General features: G+C 62.6%; 16 protein-coding genes. 15 read left to right on the top strand and 1 reads right to left on the bottom strand.

The genetic code is table 11. The features are described from left to right. Positions 1-111: 111 nt before the first annotated feature. The 15 genes from HZB53_05850 to HZB53_05780 all read left to right on the top strand — a co-directional run bounded on the left by HZB53_05850 (position 112) and on the right by HZB53_05780 (position 15,170). The gene (locus HZB53_05850) at positions 112-366 is read left to right on the top strand and encodes a DinB family protein (GenBank protein ID MBI5877152.1); all 255 of its coding nucleotides are present in this window, start codon (positions 112-114) and stop codon (positions 364-366) included. A 10-nt stretch (positions 367-376) separates the two neighbouring features. Next, positions 377-1,297, top strand: a complete 921-nt coding sequence (gene era / locus HZB53_05845) for a GTPase Era (GenBank protein MBI5877151.1) — start codon at positions 377-379, stop codon at positions 1,295-1,297. A gap of 47 nt (positions 1,298-1,344) precedes the next feature. Beyond that, the gene (locus tag HZB53_05840) at positions 1,345-2,754 is read left to right on the top strand and encodes an amidohydrolase (protein ID MBI5877150.1); all 1,410 of its coding nucleotides are present in this window, start codon (positions 1,345-1,347) and stop codon (positions 2,752-2,754) included. Positions 2,755-3,114: 360 nt separating this feature from the next. Next, positions 3,115-3,960 carry a fumarate hydratase gene (locus HZB53_05835; GenBank protein MBI5877149.1) on the top strand — a complete coding sequence of 282 codons (846 nt, stop codon included), beginning with the start codon at positions 3,115-3,117 and terminating at the stop codon, positions 3,958-3,960. Positions 3,961-3,975: 15 nt separating this feature from the next. Further along, positions 3,976-4,377, top strand: a complete 402-nt coding sequence (locus HZB53_05830) for a hypothetical protein (protein MBI5877148.1) — start codon at positions 3,976-3,978, stop codon at positions 4,375-4,377. A 77-nt stretch (positions 4,378-4,454) separates the two neighbouring features. Then, positions 4,455-5,012: a fumarate hydratase C-terminal domain-containing protein gene (locus tag HZB53_05825; GenBank protein MBI5877147.1), complete on the top strand. Its 558-nt coding sequence runs from the start codon at positions 4,455-4,457 to the stop codon at positions 5,010-5,012. Positions 5,013-5,054: 42 nt separating this feature from the next. Beyond that, positions 5,055-5,600, top strand: coding sequence for a hypothetical protein (locus tag HZB53_05820; GenBank protein ID MBI5877146.1), 546 nt, complete (start codon positions 5,055-5,057; stop codon positions 5,598-5,600). Then, entirely contained in the window at positions 5,597-6,025 is a 429-nt protein-coding gene (locus HZB53_05815) for a succinate dehydrogenase (GenBank protein MBI5877145.1), read from the top strand. The genes HZB53_05820 and HZB53_05815 overlap by 4 nt, the downstream gene beginning before the upstream one ends. A 27-nt stretch (positions 6,026-6,052) precedes the next feature. Beyond that, positions 6,053-7,819 carry a succinate dehydrogenase flavoprotein subunit gene (locus tag HZB53_05810; protein ID MBI5877144.1) on the top strand — a complete coding sequence of 589 codons (1,767 nt, stop codon included), beginning with the start codon at positions 6,053-6,055 and terminating at the stop codon, positions 7,817-7,819. Between the two features lie 291 nt (positions 7,820-8,110). Next, a complete protein-coding gene (locus HZB53_05805; protein ID MBI5877143.1) occupies positions 8,111-8,824 on the top strand; it encodes a succinate dehydrogenase iron-sulfur subunit in 714 nt (237 codons plus the stop codon). A 104-nt stretch (positions 8,825-8,928) separates the two neighbouring features. Further along, the gene (locus HZB53_05800) at positions 8,929-9,669 is read left to right on the top strand and encodes an LppX_LprAFG lipoprotein (GenBank protein MBI5877142.1); all 741 of its coding nucleotides are present in this window, start codon (positions 8,929-8,931) and stop codon (positions 9,667-9,669) included. Positions 9,670-9,823: 154 nt separating this feature from the next. Then, on the top strand, positions 9,824-10,246 hold the full coding sequence (locus HZB53_05795; protein MBI5877141.1) for a four helix bundle protein: 423 nt from the start codon (positions 9,824-9,826) through the stop codon (positions 10,244-10,246). A 65-nt stretch (positions 10,247-10,311) separates the two neighbouring features. Further along, positions 10,312-11,841 (top strand): MFS transporter, encoded by a 1,530-nt coding sequence (locus HZB53_05790; protein MBI5877140.1) that lies wholly within the window; start codon positions 10,312-10,314, stop codon positions 11,839-11,841. Between the two features lie 30 nt (positions 11,842-11,871). Beyond that, positions 11,872-13,635: a DUF3352 domain-containing protein gene (locus HZB53_05785; GenBank protein ID MBI5877139.1), complete on the top strand. Its 1,764-nt coding sequence runs from the start codon at positions 11,872-11,874 to the stop codon at positions 13,633-13,635. A gap of 404 nt (positions 13,636-14,039) precedes the next feature. Beyond that, complete coding sequence (locus HZB53_05780) at positions 14,040-15,170, top strand: hypothetical protein (GenBank protein MBI5877138.1); 1,131 nt, start codon at positions 14,040-14,042, stop codon at positions 15,168-15,170. Between the two features lie 258 nt (positions 15,171-15,428). Here HZB53_05780 and HZB53_05775 read toward each other — a convergent pair whose 3' ends face one another. After that, positions 15,429-16,883, bottom strand: coding sequence for an RtcB family protein (locus tag HZB53_05775; GenBank protein MBI5877137.1), 1,455 nt, complete (start codon positions 16,881-16,883; stop codon positions 15,429-15,431). Positions 16,884-17,490 lie beyond the last annotated feature (607 nt).

Genomic DNA, 17,490 nt, shown 5'->3' with positions numbered 1-17,490 from the left:
GTTTTCCCCTTCTCCCCCGCGCGCGGGGGAGAAGGGGCCAGGGGATGAGGGGGGCGGCAGTTGCACTTGCGCAATCGCTATGAGGACATGGCCAAGTTGAAATAGTATTACATGGGCGACAAGCGCACCGACCATATGACCGCCTCCGGCGCCAATCTGGCCGCCTGGCGGGCGCGGCTGGCCGAGGTTCACGCGCGCAACGAGCAGGTGCTGCGCGGCCTCGCCGCCGCCGATCTTGACCGGCCGATTGATACCTATGCAGGCGAACGCCCGGCCCGCTGGGGCCTGCAGCACGTTATTGACCACAACTCGCGCCACATGGGCCACATCGAACTGACGCGCGAGCTGTGGGAACACCTCAAGTGACAAGGATGTAATGACTGAACCTATCGAAACCATGCCGGCCGATTACCGCTCCGGCTTTGTCGCCATCATTGGCAAGCCCAACGTCGGCAAATCGACGCTGCTTAACGCGATGGTTGGGGAGAAAGTTGCGATTGTCTCGCCCAAGCCGCAGACGACGCGCCGCCAGATTCGCGGTATCCTCACGCTGCCGAATGCCCAGATCGTCTTTGTGGACACGCCCGGCATTCATCAGCCGCTGCACAAGCTCGGTCGTGCGCTCGTGCGCGACGCCCGCGCCGCCATCCCGGACGCCGATGTGATCGTGTTTGTCTCCGACGTGACCGAGATGCCGGATGAGGCCGACCGGCACATCGCCTCGCTGCTGCGGCAGGCGCGCGGGCCGGTGCTGCTGGTAATGAACAAGGAAGACGCGCTGCGACCGGCCCACGTCATCGAGCACAGCGACGCGTACCGGGCGCTTGGCCCGTGGGCCGACTGGATGCTCGTCTCGGCGATACGAGGCGACAATCTTTCGAAGGTGCTCAGCATGATCATCGAGCGGCTGCCGTTGGGCCCGCCGATGTACCCGACCGATCTCGTGACCGATCAGACCGATCGTCTGATCGTCAGCGAACTGGTGCGCGAGCAAGCGTTGCGCTTCCTGGAGCAGGAGGTGCCGCATGCGCTGGAGGTCGTCGTCGAGGAATGGGCTGACCGTCCCAACGGCATGCTGTACGTCGAGGCCCATCTGCTTGTGGAGAAGGAATCACAAAAGGGCATTGTCATCGGCGCGCATGCGGCCATGCTGAAGAAGATCGGCCAGTCGGCGCGCCAGCAGATCGAGCAGATGCTGGAACGCAAGGTATTCCTGGAGCTGCGCGTCAAAGTTCGTGAACACTGGCGCGAGGATGAAAGCGAATTGCGCCGCATGGGCTACGGCCAGGCCGGTTGAGGCGCTGCCGGCCCGCTTTCCAAACCACTTTCTGACCGGAGAACGCAATGAACGCAATGCAATGGATTGACCAGAACCGCGACACACTCGTTGGCGCGGCCGACCAGGTCTGGGACTACGCCGAGATCCTGTACCGCGAAACGCAGTCGGCGGCGCTGCTGTCCGGCATGCTGGAGGAGTTCGGCTTTAAGGTCAAGCGCGGCGTCGCCGGTATCCCGACGGCGTTCGTCGCCGAGTATGGCCACGGCGGCCCGGTTATCGGCATCATGGGCGAGTACGATGCGCTGCCGGGACTGAGCCAGGATCGCGTGCCGTACCGCAAGCCGCTGCAGGAAGGCGGTAACGGCCACGGCTGCGGGCACAACCTGTTCGGCGTTGCCTGCCTCGGCGCGGCGGTGGCGGTCAAGCAGGCGATCGACGCCGGCGAGGTCAAGGGCACGGTCCGCTTCTACGGCTGCCCGGCTGAAGAGGGTGGCTCGGCCAAGGTGTTCATGGTCAAAGCCGGATTGTTTAAAGATGCCGATCTCTGCCTGACCTGGCATCCGGGGCATCTGAATCAGGTATCCGCGGCGAACATGCTGGCCACGGCAAAAGTCATATTTCGCTTCCGTGGCAAGACGGCGCACGCGGCGATGGACCCCTACAACGGCCGCAGCGCGCTGGATGCCGTCGAGTTGATGAACGTCGGCGCGAACTATCTGCGCGAGCACATGATCTCCGACGCGCGCATCCATTACATCATCACGAATGGCGGCGGCGCGGCCAACGTCGTGCCGGATTTCGCATCGTCGATGTACGTCGTGCGCGCGCCGAAGAACAGCCAGGTGATGGAGTTGCTTGAGCGCGTGCAGAACGTCGCCAAGGGCGCGGCGCTGATGACCGGCACGGAAGTGGAGGTCGAGTTTGGCACCGCGACGTCGAACATCCTGCTAAACGATACCATTGCCGAAGTCCTGCACGACAAGCTGGAAGTGGTGACGCCGCCGCAGTTCGACGCCGCCGAGACCGAGTTCGCGGCGCAATTGGCCAAGACGTTCCCGAAAGGTTCATTCGAGACCTCGCTCATGATGGCCGGTCGCGAAGGCAAGCAGGCGGCCGAGAGCCTGAAACGCAAGGTGCTGGCCGACAATGTGATGCCGCTGGTGCACGACGAGATGATCTTCCCGGCATCGAGCGATGTAGGCGACGTGACGTGGGTCGTGCCGACCGGCCAGGTCACCACGGCCTGCCACGCCATCGGCACGCCAGGGCATTCGTGGCAACTGGTCGCGCAGGGTGGCATGAGCATCGGGCACAAAGGCATGCTGTACGCCGGCAAGGTGCTGGGCGCCGCCGCGCTCGATTTCATGCAGAAGCCCGAGTTGCTGCAGAAGGCGCGCACTGAGTTTGAGGCGCGCACGAAGGATTCGCCTTACGTCTGCCCGATTCCGGACGGCGTCAAGCCGCCCCTGCCGTAGCAAACCTCTCCGACGGGACGGCAGGGCGATTCAAGAGTCGCAAGGCCAACCGTGCGACCGTGCCCTGAGCCTGTCGAAGGACACGGAAATGCGCGCGCTTCGACGGCGTCTTGTGCCGCTCAGCGCCCGCTTCGTCGGATTTTCATCATGCACTACGACTATTGAATGGCCCTGGGCGGGACGGATGGCGTGCCGATCCGGTTATTGCGCGGGTCGTGCCTGCCATACCATGGGAAGTTGCATAGCGGACCCCGCAAGTCTGAATGACTTGCGGGGTACGTGGTTGTTGGCGGCGGCAAGATTTTTTTGGTTTTTTCTTGCCCCGGCGCAGTCAAATGTGTATAATGTCAATAGTAGCCCATGAGAGAGATATCAGCCGGCGCCGTTACCGAGACGGTAGCGCGCCTGTGTATTGATGCAGCGCGCTACCTGCCGGACGATGTGCTCAGCGCGCTGCAGAACGCCGAAGCGCACGAAGCGTCTCCGCTTGGCCGCCGCATACTCGGAAAAATCCTCGAAAACGCACAGATCGCCCGCCAGACCGACATGCCGCTGTGCCAGGACACCGGCACGACTGTGGTCTATCTGGACATCGGCCAGGATGCACACGTCGCCGGCGGCGACCTGTACGCCGCGGTCCATGAGGGCGTGCGGCGAGGGTACAGCGATGGCCTGTTGCGCAAGTCCGTCGTCGCGCACCCGTTTACGTCGCGGCAGAATACGCGCGACAACACCCCGGCCATCATCCACACCGACATCGTGCCCGGAGACGGATTCAAGATCACCGTCATGCCCAAGGGCGGCGGCTGCGAGAACATGTCGTACTTCCAGATGCTGACGCCGGCGGCCGGCCGCCAGGGCGCCGTGGATTTCATCGTGGACTGCCTGGATCGCTCGGGTGCCAACCCGTGCCCGCCGGTCATCGTGGGCGTCGGTATCGGCGGCACGGCCGACAAGTCGATGGCGATTGCCAAGCAGGCGTTGCTGCGTCCGGTCGGCCGCGCGCATGCCGACCCGGAGGTCGCCGCGCTGGAGGCGGAACTGCTGGGGCGCATCAACGCGCTCGGCATCGGACCGATCGGCGTCGGCGGCACGACGACGGCGCTGGCGGTGCATGTCGAGACCTATCCGTGCCACATGGCTAGCTTGCCGGTGGCGGTCAATCTGCAATGTCACAGCGCGCGGAGCAAATCTGCCGAACTGTAGGGAGGGTGCGTTTCCATGAAAGGGTATGTGCGCGTATCGGCCATCGTCGGCGTTGTTTCGCTGGTCGTGTGTCTTGGCCTTGCGTTCATCGGCCTGGCCTGGGCGGCCGGTTGTGTGCTGCCGGTCGCCGCGCTGGCTGGCGGGTACATGGGCGGCTCGGCCGAGAAGGACGACCCGTCCAAGACGGCGCGCAACACGCGGCGCGGCGCGCTTGCCGGGCTGGTGATTGTTCTGTTTGGCCTGGCGGGCCGCTTGGTCGCCGGCCTCGTGTCGCCGCAGGCGGCGCAGATTAACCTGTTGAGCGATGGCTGCCTGGCGGCGCTTTCGGTCGTGGTTGGTCTGGTGCTGGGCGGCATAGGTGGTTGGGCTTATGTTCGCCAGCAACACGAGAAGCAGACCGGTTACAAGCCGACATAGCTGTACCCCGCGTGACGATTGTCCCGTCTGGTAACATGACAGTTGTCCCTTGTGGACGGCAGTGGAACCTTAGTATTATGTCTATTGTGCGTATTGAAGCGCCGCTGAGCGACGCCGCAGTCGCGGGCCTGCATGCCGGCGACGAAGTCGAGATTAACGGCAACGTATACGTCGCGCGCGATGCGGCACACAAGCGGTTTGCAGTTGCGCTCGACGCCGGCGAGCCGCTGCCGTTCGATCTGCGCGGACAGATTCTGTACTACATGGGCCCGACGCCCGCGCCGGAGGGACGGCCGATCGGATCGGCCGGACCGACCACGGCCGGGCGCATTGACGGTTACACCCCGCGCTTGCTGTCGCTCGGGCTGAAAGGCATGATTGGCAAGGGCAATCGCTCCGCAGCCGTGCGCGCGGCGATTTGCGAGCATCGCGCCGTCTATTTCGTGGCCATCGGCGGCGCGGGCGCGCTGCTCTCGCAGTTCATTGAGGCGTCGGAGGTCGTGGCCTACGACGAGTTGGGCGCGGAGGCGGTGCGCCGCCTGCGCGTTTCGCGTTTCCCCGCGATCGTCGGCAATGACATGCACGGCGGCGATCTGTTTGAAATCGGCAAACAGCGGTACCGGACAGCCGTCTAAGCGGCGTGCCGGTCCGACATCCCACCAAAGGAGGAGCAGACCGTGTCGTTTATCACACGCAACGTGTCGGTCATACTCGAGACGCTCGTCTATCGCGGTCGCGAAGGGCAGGGGGCATATCTCTTGCATCGCGTGGCCGGACTGGGTGTGCTGTTATTCCTGGCACTGCACATCCTCGATGTTTTCATAGTCGCTTTCGGCCCCACGGTTTACAATAACCTGTTGTTCATCTACAAAGGTCAACTGCCCCGATTACTTGAGGTCGCCCTGGCATTCGCGCTGATCTACCACGCGCTGAATGGCCTGCGCATCATCGTTCAGGATCTCTACCCGGCGATCATGCGCTACCACAAGACGCTTTTCTACATCCAGTTCGTCTTGTTCACGCTGTTGTTCATTCCGGCCGCAACGTTCATGATGCGCGAGTTTAACGTCCTGATCGGCGACTTTGTGCTGATCGGCGGCTACCCGTACGGCATCCTCGTCGCGCTAGTCTTGTGGGCGGTTGTGCCGGCGTCGTACCTCGTGCAGAACGTGGCGCCGCCGCAGGCCGGTCTGAACGTCAGCATCGCGGGAGGCGGCAAATGAGCTCGTACTCGAAAGCAATGGGCCCGGTCAGCGGATCGCGTTTCCAGGCGTACTCCTGGTTCTTCATGCGCCTTTCCGGCTTCCTGGTGATCTTCCTTGCGCTGATCCACTTCTATTGGATGCATTTCATCATCGGCGTCGAGAACATCACGTTTGATACGATTGTCGGGCGCTGGACGGCGCCCGGTTTCGAAGGCGTCTTCTGGCGCACGTACGACCTGTTCCTGCTGGTTTTTGGCTTCACGCACGGCATGAACGGCGGCCGCCAGGTGCTGGAAGATCACATCACCGACGAGCGCGGGCGGAAGGTCGTCTGGTACTTGCTGGTGGCCGCGTGGGCGGTATTGATCTTCATGGGCGCGTGGATCATCTTCACGTTCCGGCCCGGCATGCCCACGCCGTTCAACCTGCCGATTCCCCTGTAACTACTATCGATCAAGCGGAGCATTCGAATGATCCATCAAATTGACGCCCTTGTGGTCGGCGCCGGCGGCGCCGGCCTCTATGGCGCACTGGAGCTCTCCAAGCGCGGCTGCAACGTCGCCGTCCTGAGCAAGCTGTACCCGACACGCTCGCATACCGGCACCGCGCAAGGCGGCGCGTGCGCGGCGCTCGGCAACGTCGAAGAGGACCACTGGGAATGGCACATGTTCGACACCATCAAAGGTGGCGATTACCTGGTGGACCAGGACTCGGCGCAGATTCTCGCGCAGGAGGCGATCCTGGCCATCTACGAACTGGAGCATATGGGCCTGCCGTTCAACCGCACGCCCGATGGCAGGCTCGACCAGCGCTACTTCGGCGGCCACACCAAACCCGACCCCAACGACCCGAACCCCGACCCGCTCAAGAAAAAGCGCGTGCCGGTCTATCGCGCCGTCTACGCAGCCGACCGCACCGGCCACATGATCTTGCAGACCCTGTACCAGCAGTGTGTTAAACAGAAGGTCAACTTCTTCAACGAGTTTCACGTCATTGACCTCATCGTCAAGGACAATATCTGCCGTGGCGTCATCGCGCTCGAAATCAAGACTGGCGAGTTGCACACGTTCCATGCCAAGGCGGTGCTGTTCGCGACTGGCGGCTTTGGCAAGATGTTCCGCGTGTCGTCCAACGCGCACTCGCTGACCGGCGATGGCGTCTCGCTCGCCTACCGGCGCGGCGTGCCGATGGAGGATATGGAGTTCTTTCAGTTCCATCCGACCGGTATTTACGCGAAGGGTATCCTGCTCTCCGAGGCGGCGCGCGGCGAGGGTGCGTACCTGATCAACGGCGACGGCGAGCGGTTCATGCTGCGCTATGCGCCGTCGATGAAGGAACTGGCCCCGCGCGACATGATCTCGCGCTTCATCGTCGAGGAGATCCGCGCCGGGCGCGGCTGCGGCCCGAAGAAGGACCACGTCTACCTCGACGTGCGGCACCTGGGCAAAGAGAAGATCGACGCCAAGCTGCCCGACATCATGGACTTCGTTCGCGTGTACATGGGCCTCGACCCGCTCAAGGACGGCATCCCGATCGAGCCGACGGCCCACTACGCGATGGGCGGCATCCCGACCGACAACGATGCGCGCGTGCTGGCCGATGGCGACGCCACGGTGCTGCAGGGCTTCTACGCCGCCGGCGAGTGCGCGACCGTTTCCGTGCACGGCGGGAATCGCCTGGGTACCAACTCGCTGGTGGACATCCTCGTCTTTGGCCGTCGTGCCGGCATCGACATGGCGCGCTACCTGGCCGAAACCAAGGCGTACCCGGACCTGCCCGCCACGCCTGAGGCCGACGCGCAGGCGCAGATGTCCACGATCCTCGACAGCAAGGGCGGCGAGAACGGCGCCGACATCCGCAGGAAGATGCAGGTCGAGATGATGGACAAGTGCGGCGTCTTCCGCCGCAAGGCCGACCTGGAGTCCGTCAAGCAGACCATTGCCGAGTGCAAGGCCCGCTACCCGAAGGTGCAGATCATGGACAAGGGTAAGGGCTGGAACACCGACCTGCTCGAAGCGATGGAGTTGGGCTGGCTGATCGACTGCGCCGAAACGACGGTCGACGCGGCGCTGGCGCGCGAGGAATCGCGCGGCGCGCACGCGCGCGAAGACTTCCCGAACCGCGACGACAAGAACTTCCTGAAGCACTCATTGGCGTTCCGCGGCGAGAAGGCCGTCGAGCTTAAGTATAAGCCGGTGCGCATCACGACATACCAGCCGCAGGAGCGCAAGTACTAACGGCGGCCGTCCGATGCCTGTTTCGCTGATCGTCGGACTGATTGCCGGCATCCTGCTCGGCGGCCTGGTTGGCGTCGGGCTGGGCATGTCGCTGTTCAAGCGCTCGGGCAACTGGTGATTGACCAGCTCTTCGACGCATGGTGCCTGGTCGGGCTGTGCGCGGGCGGGGTGCTCGGATTGGCCGGCGGCCTGTGGATCGGCATGCGGTTATACTGGCGAACGGGCAAATGGTAAAGCCATCAAGCGGCCGCCATTGCGGCGGCTGAACCTGACTAGCGGAGTCATCCTACAATGAAAGTCCATTTCAAGATCCGGCGCTACAACCCCGAAACGGACGAGTCCCCGTGGTGGGGGCACTACGACGTCGAGGTTGACCCGACCGATCGCGTGCTCGACGGTCTGCACCAGGTCAAGTGGTACAAGGACGGCACATTCACGCTGCGCCGCTCCTGCGCGCACGGCATCTGCGGCTCGGATGCGGTGCGCATCAACGGCGCCAACACGCTGGCCTGCAAAGTCCTGATCAAGGACTATGTGAAGAGCGCCAGGGATTCCATCACCGTCGAGCCGATCCTCGGCTTCCGGGTTATCAAGGACCTGGTGGTGGACATGGAGCCGTTCTTCGAGAAGTACCGCTCGGTGCTGCCGTACCTGATTGACGACGGCGACACCCCGGAGAAAGAGCGCCTCCAGTCGTCCGAAGACCGCGAGCGGTTCGACGATTCGACGAAGTGCATCCTGTGCGCCTGCTGCACCACGTCGTGCCCGGTCTTCTGGGGCGACACGCAGTATGTCGGCCCGGCGGCGATCGTGGCGGCGCATCGCTTCATCTTCGACAGCCGCGACAAGGGCAAGGACCAGCGCCTGGCGATCCTGAACGAGAAGAGCGGCGTCTGGAAGTGCCGCACGGTCTTCAACTGCACCGAGGCGTGCCCGCGCGGCATCGAAGTCACGCGCGCCATCGGCGAAGTGAAGAACGAGCTCATGCGCTACAACTTCCGCTAGGCGCACGCGCCCGGCGGATTCAAGGCCACAGATGGCGGCGGGACGGCGACCAGCAGCATGCCGCGCCCGCAGCCGTCTGTGGCTTTTGTTTTTCCAGGCTCACTATGACAAGCGACCTTATACGCAGCAGCAATAGGCAGGCGGGCAAGTGGCCGATCCGGGCGCTCTGGCTGCTCGGGCTTGTATGTTTGATGCTGGCGGCCTGCGCGCCCACGCCGCCGCCGTTGAGCGCTGCGCAGATCGCCGAACGCGCCGCGGACAAGATGGCCGCCGTCCGTTCGTTTCACTTTGCCATCGAGGTCAGCGGCCAGCGCAAGACAATCGACCCACTCGGCCAGTTGGTGCTCCGGCGCGCCTCGGGCGACGTGCTCCGGCCCGACCGGGCGCAGTCGGTCATCCGCGTGACGCTGCCCGGCATCAACGTGGACGTCAAGGCCGTCGGCATTGGTATGAAGCAGTGGCTCACCAATCCGCTGACCGGCCGCTGGGAAGAGGCGCCGGCCGGCTGGGGCTACAACCCGGCCGTGCTGTTCGACGCGAATGCTGGCCTCGCGACGCTGTTGAAGCGCGTAGAAGGGCTGTCGCGCGGCGCCGATGAATCGCTTGACGGGAAGAGCCACTACCGGCTGACGGGCAGCCTGGCCGGCACCGATGTGGCGCCGATGACCGCGTATATGGTTACGGGCGCGCAGGTCAGCTTCACGCTCTGGGTTGGCGCGGACGATTTCATGCTGCGCAAAGTGCATCTGACGGAGCGCGAGTCAGCGACCGCCGACCCAACCGAATGGGACATCATCCTCTCCGCCTTCGACCAACCGGTGACGATTGAAGCGCCAATGCCGTGACGGGGTGACGTAGGTGACAAGATGAAGAGATGACAGGATGACAGGATGACAAGATGACAGGATGACAAGGTGACAAGGTGACAAGGCGACAGGGTGAAACGGGAACATTGAACGCCCATCCAACGGGAAGGACGAAGGTTGTGCGAGGTGGCTAATGGCCGACAAGATACGAACGCATCGAGAATTGAAGGTGTATCAGAAGTCATTCGACGCGGCTATGACGATCTTCGAAAGGTCGCGGTCGTTCCCGAAAGAGGAGACGTATTCGCTTACCGATCAGATTCGGCGTTCGTCTCGCTCGACGGCCGCGAATATTGCCGAGGCTTGGCGTCGTCGCCGCTTCGAAGCGTACTTTATCAGCAAACTGTCGGATGCCGAAAGCGAAGCGGCTGAGACGCAAGTCTGGCTGGAGTTCGCCGTAAAATGCGCCTACCTGCCGAGCGAAACAGGAAAGTTGCTGTACCGAGACTATAATGCGATCATTAGCACGCTCGTCGGCATGATCAATCATCCCGAGACATGGGTTCTGCAATCTGATGGATCGCCGGCCAAAACACCGCCTGCAATAAAGAAATAGCTTTTCGTCACCCAGTCGCCCGGTCACCTTGTCACCTTGTCATCCCGTCATCTCTTCATCCTGTCATGATGCAACGCCTGATCTTCCTCGCCATGCTCGCCGGCGTGTTCGTCGCCGCGAGCGATCTGACGGTCGTCAGCACGATTCTGCCGCAGGTCATCTTTGACCTGGAGATACCGTTGCGCACGGGGCTGGGGCAGGCGGCGTGGATCGTCAACGCGTACCTGATCGCGTACACGGTCACGATGCCGGCGATGGGTCGCATCTCCGATATCGCCGGGCGGCGCGGTGCGTTCTTCGCGGCGCTGGCGTTGTTCGCGGTCGGGTCGCTCGTGGCCGGATTGGCGCGGGCACTGGATGTGATGATCGCCGGACGCGCGCTGCAAGCGCTGGGCGCGGGTGCGATGGTGCCGGTCACGATGGCGTTTGTCGCCGACGCCATGCCCCCGGCGCGGCGGCCCTGGGCGCTCGGCATCGTTGGCGCGGTGGATACGGCCGGCTGGGTCGTCGGCCCGCTCTATGGCGCGGCGATGGTTGTGCTGGCGCAGTGGCGCTGGCTTTTCTTCATCAATCTGCCGTTCAGCCTGCTGATTGCGTTTGCGCTGTGGCGGCTGATGCGACCGCAGGCGGCCGCGGAGCGACCGGCCTTCACCGCATCGCGCGACTGGCGCACGCTAGACCTGCCCGGGCTGGTACTCAGCACCGTTGCGTTGGTGGCGTTGACGCTGGCGTTCACCGGCACACAAGACGAAGGCGGCGGCTCGCTGTTTGCCGGGCAGAGCGGCCTCAGCCCATGGGCCGGGCCGCTGGTAGCTTTGGCATTGCTGACGCTGGCCGCCTTCGTTTGGCGCGAACGGTCAACGCCCCATCCACTGATCGACGTGCGCCTGTTCGCCGACCGGACGTTCAGCGCCGCGTGCCTGGCCAACTTCTTCGTCGGCGCGGCGCTCATCATCGCGATGGTCAATGTGCCGCTGTTCATCAATATCGCCGTCGCGCCCACGATAGACGCCGCCCCATTGCAGAGCGGCCTGGCGCTGGCAGCATTCACGCTCGGCATGGTCGCCGGGTCGCTGGTCGGGGGCGCATCGGCCGGGCGCGCCGGCTACCGCTGGCCGGCCGTGACCGGACTGATCCTGGCGGGCGCCGGCTTTATACTGATGAGCGGCTGGCGAATGGGTGTCACGCTCGGAGACATGGCGCTGCCGCTGGCGCTTGGCGGTGCGGGAATCGGCTTCGTCATCTCGCCGCTGGCGTCGGCCGTCATCAACTCGGCCGGCGAGACGCAGCGCGGCGTGGCGTCCTCGCTGGTACTGATCATGCGGCTGATCGGCATGGCGCTCGGGCTGGCGGTGCTAACCACCTGGGGCATCGGGCGGCTCAACACGCTGACCGCCGCGCTGCCGCCGGTCAACTTCAGCGACTCGCATGCGGCGCGCCTGCTGTTCGAGCAGACGCGCCTGGTCAGCGTGCAAGTGCTGGCGGAGATCTTCGGCGCGGCGGCCGCGGTATGCGCTGTGGCATGCTTGCCAGCGCTCTTGATGCGTGATAGACTGACCGGTAGCAAAACCACGTCGTGGCTCGGATGGCGGTAGTCGTCGCGCCGCCGGAAAGGAATACACAGCATGAGCACCTCATTCGATAAGGCCGACCGCAAAGGCCCCAACTGGCTCCTGATCGGTGGCGGCTGCCTGATCCTGTTCATCTGCCTGTGTGCGGCCGCCATCGGCGCCGTGCTGATGGCGCCCGACAACGTCGTTTCCCAATTCGCGCAGGTGCTCGGGCTCAAGAGCGAGGCCGCCTCGATCGATTTCGTGCCGTCCGAAGCGCCGATGTATGTCGGCATCAATCCTAACTTCTCGCAGATGTCCGGCTATGCCAAGATGCAAGCGGTGTTCGACAAGAACCCGGAGTTCAAACGCCGGATCGATGAACTGGCCAAGCAGGGCGCGGGCCAGGGCGCAGACAGCGACTTTAACTTTGAGCGTGACATCAAGCCGTGGATTGGCGGCGATGCCGGAGTCGCGTTGTTCGAACTGCCGCCCGCTTCCGCCGCGTCCAGTTCAACAGCCGTGGCGCAGGCCAAGTGGGTCGTCTTTGCCTCGACGCGCGACGTGAAGAAGTCCGACGAGGTGCTGGCGCGCCTTCGCAAGTCGGACGAAGGCAAGGGCGCCACCTACACGGAAGAGCAATACAAGGGCGCGACGATCGCGATCGGGCGGCGCAAGGCCAGTTCAACGCGCGCGCCGGACTCGGTCACCGCCTTTGCCACGTTCCAGGGCCAGGTCATGGTGTCGGACAACCCCGACGCGCTCAAGAAGGCGATCGACACGAAGGTGGCCGGCGAAAAAGCCAGCCTGAAGAGCAAAGAGAGCTACAAGGCGCTCGTCGCCAAATTGCCCAAAGACCGGGCGTTGACGATGGTTGTGGACATGAAGTCGATTATGCAGCAGGCGATGGCCGGCCAGCCGAACAACCCGGCAGCCGAAGACCTGGCGGCCTACGGCGGGCTGGCGCTGTCGCTGGGCTTCGTCGAGGACGGTATCCGCATCGACTCCGTAGTCGGCATCGACAGCGCGAAGTTGACCAATGCCACGCGTGCAATGATCACGTCGCAGGGGGCGAATGCCAGCAAGGCGCTTGACGGCACGCCGGGCACGGCGATGGTCGCGGTGTCGGGGCAGAACATCAAAGCCTACTGGGATTACTATCTGGACGTGATCTCGCGCGACGCGCAGACCAAGAAATCGTTTGACCAGGCGCTGGCTGATCTCAAGAAACAGTCCGGCATCGACGTCGGCGACGACGTGATCTCATGGATGACCGGCGAGTTCGCCATGGATGTGGTGCCTGCCAAGCCGCTGGCAGCGGCGGGTCCGACCGCGCCTGGCGTCGGCCTGCTGCTGATGTTCGAGGCCAAGGACCAGAAAGCGATCTCCGACAAGTTGACGAAGATCGCGCTGGCGCTGGGCAAGCAGGGCATTCAGTTTGCGGCCAAGAAGGTGAACGGTGTGGATATGCAGGTCGTCAAAGGGCTTGAGGCGCAGGGTGTGACGGTCGGCTACGGATTTGTCGAGGGCTTCCTCGTCATAGGCAGCGCCGAGGATGTGCTCACCGCCGCGGTGGATGCGCGCAAGGCATCGCTCTCGAAGGATGCGGAGTTTGGCGTGGCGACCAAGTACCTGCCGGCCTCCAACACCGGACGCAGCTACGTGAGCATCCAGCGCCTGGCGGACGTGTACCGCGCGATGCTACCCAAGTCGGAGCAGGCAGCCTACGACAAGGATAGCGCGCCGCTGATCAAGCCGTTCAAGAGCATCAGCATCGCCGGTTCACCGCTGAAGGACAACATCCAGGCGGGCGTCATCTTTATCCACGTCGCGGAGTAGAGACCTGACAAGATGACCGGATGACCGCCAGTTCATGACACTGAGCGTCTTGCAGACTATACGGGTACGAGGCGACTTCATTCGCTGTACCCATGCCAACCCGTCATTCCTGCGCAATCGGGAATGACGGGTTGGCAGTTATCGGAATGACACGCGGTCCTTTCCGGGTAGAATGTTTTCTTTCCGCCGAGCCTCCAATCTCACGGATTCCTTATATACGTGCCGATGAGGACGCACGAAGGCCTTCCAAGCTCGCCCATGGCGTGATTGTTCTAGGTTGATTGGCAGATTGGAATGTGCATGCACTTTGGTGTCTTGCTGCGTGCGTTGCGAGCATTCGTGTTTCACGACGCGACGCTTTAAGCCGCAGAGAACGATCAGCCCACTACGCGCCGGAGGTGCCCATGGCTCGACACAAGCTTTTTCCATTGGCAGTTTTCTTGTGGATAGGGCTCTTGCCGCTAATGGGGTGTGGTGGCGCATCAACCCCGAAACCGCCCGCTCTGTCTGGACGACTGATCTACAAGGACGAACGGAATGTTTATGAGCTGCCACTGAGTAACGCAAGTCAAGCTCCAGCGGCGAAGATGATCATCAAGGATGCCAATGCCGTCACTCTGTCGCCTGATAAATCGTACATTTTGTACAATGCTTTTCTCGAGAACAAGGTAAAGCTGTATGACCTGCGCAAGCGGGAAACTCTGACTATTGTCCCCGATAACCACAATTCAGCATGTCTATCATGGGCGCCGACAAGCGCCAATTTCACAACCGTCATTGATGGCGTCATTTTGAACTTTGATCTGGCTGGGCATTCGACTCGCATCTATCAAGGCAAATCCGCCCTCTACCGCGACCCTAAGCAATCGAATGTACCGGCCTGGCGAGAATATGAGGTTAGGGGTTGTGGAGATTGGATTTCGCCAGACCTTTTGCTTTTCCAAAGAGTCGCACTTTTTCCCGAAAAATTCAGCGACGTGCGCGAGGATACGACCACTCTGGTCACATTGAACGATAATCAGCCAACCGTCCGAGATACTGCCCAGCGATGGTACGTCATCGATGGTTGCCAGCGCGGCCCTTTCACCATGGTTAGGAATGAGCGTGGAGATATATTTCTAGGCAAGCCTTCGCTCACCTTCGGCGACGCGGATCTGAGGAACATGGAGATCAATGACGGCACGGGATTGATCTCCAAGGAGCACCGGCCTCAACGAATTGGGTTCATCCCTGGCTCGGATTGCCAGATCTACCATGTATCGGCAAACCATGTCCAGTACATTGATCCCAATTCATTCCACAAGACGCTGGGGGCAACATTACTGGCGAGAAAGATGGGGCTGGTTGACGACACCGGTGTGTTCGATGGCGTTTGGATAGGAGACATCAAGGACAACCAGTTGATTGTGTCGCATTTGATCGGATATGAGCACACCGTCACGATATCAATTGCGAATGGCGCGGACGGGAGCGAACGCGACGTGATTAGCTTCAAGTCCGAGACTATCAATATGGTGGGTTGGTTATCAGAATAGGGGCTAGAGCCATTTTTCGCGGTTTCCGAGCACACTCACTCCCCACAACTGGCTGCATCGAGCGGGTCAGCGACCGGTCCCGACGCTTGTGGGCATGACACTGTGTTACCGTGCTTAATGACTATGCAAGCCGCTCCAAAGCAACACAGAAAAAACGGCGCACGGCCAGGCCATCATTGCCTTGTGCCCGACGCTAACGGCATACCGAAGCCGCATGACTCACCTCGTTATTCCCCCACCTCCGCGCCACGTCTCCTCTTATCCCTTGATGACGGCCATCGGCTTGAGGCGCGCAACTTTGCGCGCAATGCCGGCGCCACAGACGACGTTGACGACGCGATCCACATCTTTGTAGGCCATCGGCGCTTCTTCGGCCAATCCGGACATGCTGCCGGCGCGCACTACCATGCCGTCGCGCTCCATCTGGCTGCGCAAATCCTCCCCGCGCACCTGCTTCTTCGCGGCGGTGCGGCTCAGGACGCGTCCCGCACCGTGGCAGGTCGAGCCGAACGACTGGGTCATCGACCCAGCCGTGCCGAGCAGCACCCATGACGAGGTGCCCATCGAGCCGGGCACGAATACCGGCTGTCCGACCTTGCGGTAGTCCCCAGGCAGCACTGGCGAGCCGGGGCCAAACGCGCGCGTGGCGCCCTTGCGGTGCATGCAAACGCGCACGGCCGCGCCGCCGTCCGGGTGATGCTCTTCGACCTTGGCGATATTGTGCGCGATGTCGTACACCTGCCGCACACCCCAGTCGCGCACTTTGCCGGCCAGTGACTGCTCGAACGCCTGCCGCACCTCGTGGGTGAGGATTTGCCGGTTGCACCAGGCGAAGTTGGCAGCGGCGGTCATCGCGGCGAGGTAGTCGCGGCCTTCCGGCGAGTCGAGCGGTGCGCAGACCAGTTCGCGGTCGGGCAGGACGATCCCGAAGCGCTTGATGGCGCTCTGGAAATCGCGCACATAGTCGGTGCAGACCTGGTGGCCGAACCCGCGCGACCCGCAGTGAATCTGCACGACGACCAGACCGAGGCACAGGCCGAGCGCGTCGGCGCCTTCGGCGTCGAACACCTCGCTAACCTCGTCCACTTCAATAAAGTGGTTGCCGGCGCCGAGCGTGCCGAGTTGATCGCGCCCGCGGTCTTTCGCATGCGCGCTGACCTTGTCGGCGCGCGCGCCGGGCATCGTGCCGTTCTCCTCGGTGAACTCCAGATCCTCTTCGCGCGCCATACCGTGCTTCAATGCCCAGAGCGCGCCGCGCTCCAGCACTTCGTCCAGTTGCGCATTCGTCAGGTTCACATGCCCGGCCGTGCCGACGCCGCTTGGGCAGTTGCGGTAGAGCGCGGATGCCAGCAGGCTGAGATGGGGCGTTACTTCTTCGCGATCCAGGCTGGTCGCGAGCAGGCGCACGCCGCAGTTGATGTCGTAGCCGATTCCGCCCGGCGAAATCACGCCGGTGCGCGCGTCCGTCGCCGCCACGCCCCCAACCGGAAAGCCGTAGCCTTGATGGATGTCCGGCATCGCCAGCGTGTAGCCCACCAGGCCGGGCAGGGTCGCCGTGTTGACCAGTTGCTCGACCGAGCGGTCCTTAAGGCAGTCTTCGAGCAGATCGTTATCGGCGTACAACCGTGCCGGCACCCGCATGGTTTCCCGATAGGTGACCGGCAGTTCCCATAGGTAATTGTTGATCTTTCGGAAGTCTCGCTTGTTGACCATTCCGCGCCTCCACAGTTGCGCTGACGAAGTCTAGTTCATCATAACCGTTCGCGGGCGGTGACGCAAAGGACACCCAGCGACTAGGTACTCCGAGAGATTGTCGGAGGGCACCAGGGCGTCATACCAGAATGGTGTTAGCCGGCATCCACCCTGACAACATTTCTGCATGGCAGCGACAGTCCGGTATAGTGGATTCCTGCCAAAAACACGCCGGAATGACGGGCTGGTTGACCGTGTCGTACCCGCGTTCAATCGAACGTCCAATCAGCTGGCACGTGGGCAATTACGATAGCGATGCACGATGCCTCGCAAATCGCCGCGCCCGTGGCGCTACAGCAATTCTCAATTTGCCTTTGGACGGGTACTTTCCAATTGCGGCTTGTCAAGCGCTGGTGCTCAGGTGCTTGTCACGCAAACCGACACGACGAGCAAGTAATGCTGCCCTCCCCCCGGCCCCCTCCCAACGAAGTGTATGGACCGGAGACATGGTTTACACTCGTTCGGGGACATAGGTTACATGGCCAGTGGTGCTGTGCGTGCGTAGATTGAGGCTGCCCAGCGCATGCTGGCAGAAATACACGTGCCACTCGTCCTCCGCCAGCAGACG

This window comes from Chloroflexota bacterium (genome assembly GCA_016235055.1).
In the GTDB taxonomy this organism is placed as follows: domain Bacteria; phylum Chloroflexota; class Anaerolineae; order JACRMK01; family JACRMK01; genus JACRMK01.
Note: the sequence above shows the minus strand (reverse complement) of the source record. Positions and strands in the feature narration are given on the sequence as shown.

What these genes read in the sequence shown, in the direction of transcription:
- HZB53_05850 (MBI5877152.1), top strand. Translation starts at nt 112, where the DNA reads ATGGGCGACAAGCGCACCGACCATATGACCGCCTCCGGCGCCAATCTG.
- era (MBI5877151.1), top strand. Translation starts at nt 377, where the DNA reads ATGACTGAACCTATCGAAACCATGCCGGCCGATTACCGCTCCGGCTTT.
- HZB53_05840 (MBI5877150.1), top strand. Translation starts at nt 1,345, where the DNA reads ATGAACGCAATGCAATGGATTGACCAGAACCGCGACACACTCGTTGGC.
- HZB53_05835 (MBI5877149.1), top strand. Translation starts at nt 3,115, where the DNA reads ATGAGAGAGATATCAGCCGGCGCCGTTACCGAGACGGTAGCGCGCCTG.
- HZB53_05830 (MBI5877148.1), top strand. Translation starts at nt 3,976, where the DNA reads ATGAAAGGGTATGTGCGCGTATCGGCCATCGTCGGCGTTGTTTCGCTG.
- HZB53_05825 (MBI5877147.1), top strand. Translation starts at nt 4,455, where the DNA reads ATGTCTATTGTGCGTATTGAAGCGCCGCTGAGCGACGCCGCAGTCGCG.
- HZB53_05815 (MBI5877145.1), top strand. Translation starts at nt 5,597, where the DNA reads ATGAGCTCGTACTCGAAAGCAATGGGCCCGGTCAGCGGATCGCGTTTC.
- HZB53_05810 (MBI5877144.1), top strand. Translation starts at nt 6,053, where the DNA reads ATGATCCATCAAATTGACGCCCTTGTGGTCGGCGCCGGCGGCGCCGGC.
- HZB53_05805 (MBI5877143.1), top strand. Translation starts at nt 8,111, where the DNA reads ATGAAAGTCCATTTCAAGATCCGGCGCTACAACCCCGAAACGGACGAG.
- HZB53_05800 (MBI5877142.1), top strand. Translation starts at nt 8,929, where the DNA reads ATGACAAGCGACCTTATACGCAGCAGCAATAGGCAGGCGGGCAAGTGG.
- HZB53_05795 (MBI5877141.1), top strand. Translation starts at nt 9,824, where the DNA reads ATGGCCGACAAGATACGAACGCATCGAGAATTGAAGGTGTATCAGAAG.
- HZB53_05790 (MBI5877140.1), top strand. Translation starts at nt 10,312, where the DNA reads ATGATGCAACGCCTGATCTTCCTCGCCATGCTCGCCGGCGTGTTCGTC.
- HZB53_05785 (MBI5877139.1), top strand. Translation starts at nt 11,872, where the DNA reads ATGAGCACCTCATTCGATAAGGCCGACCGCAAAGGCCCCAACTGGCTC.
- HZB53_05780 (MBI5877138.1), top strand. Translation starts at nt 14,040, where the DNA reads ATGGCTCGACACAAGCTTTTTCCATTGGCAGTTTTCTTGTGGATAGGG.
- HZB53_05775 (MBI5877137.1), bottom strand. Translation starts at nt 16,883, where the DNA reads ATGGTCAACAAGCGAGACTTCCGAAAGATCAACAATTACCTATGGGAA.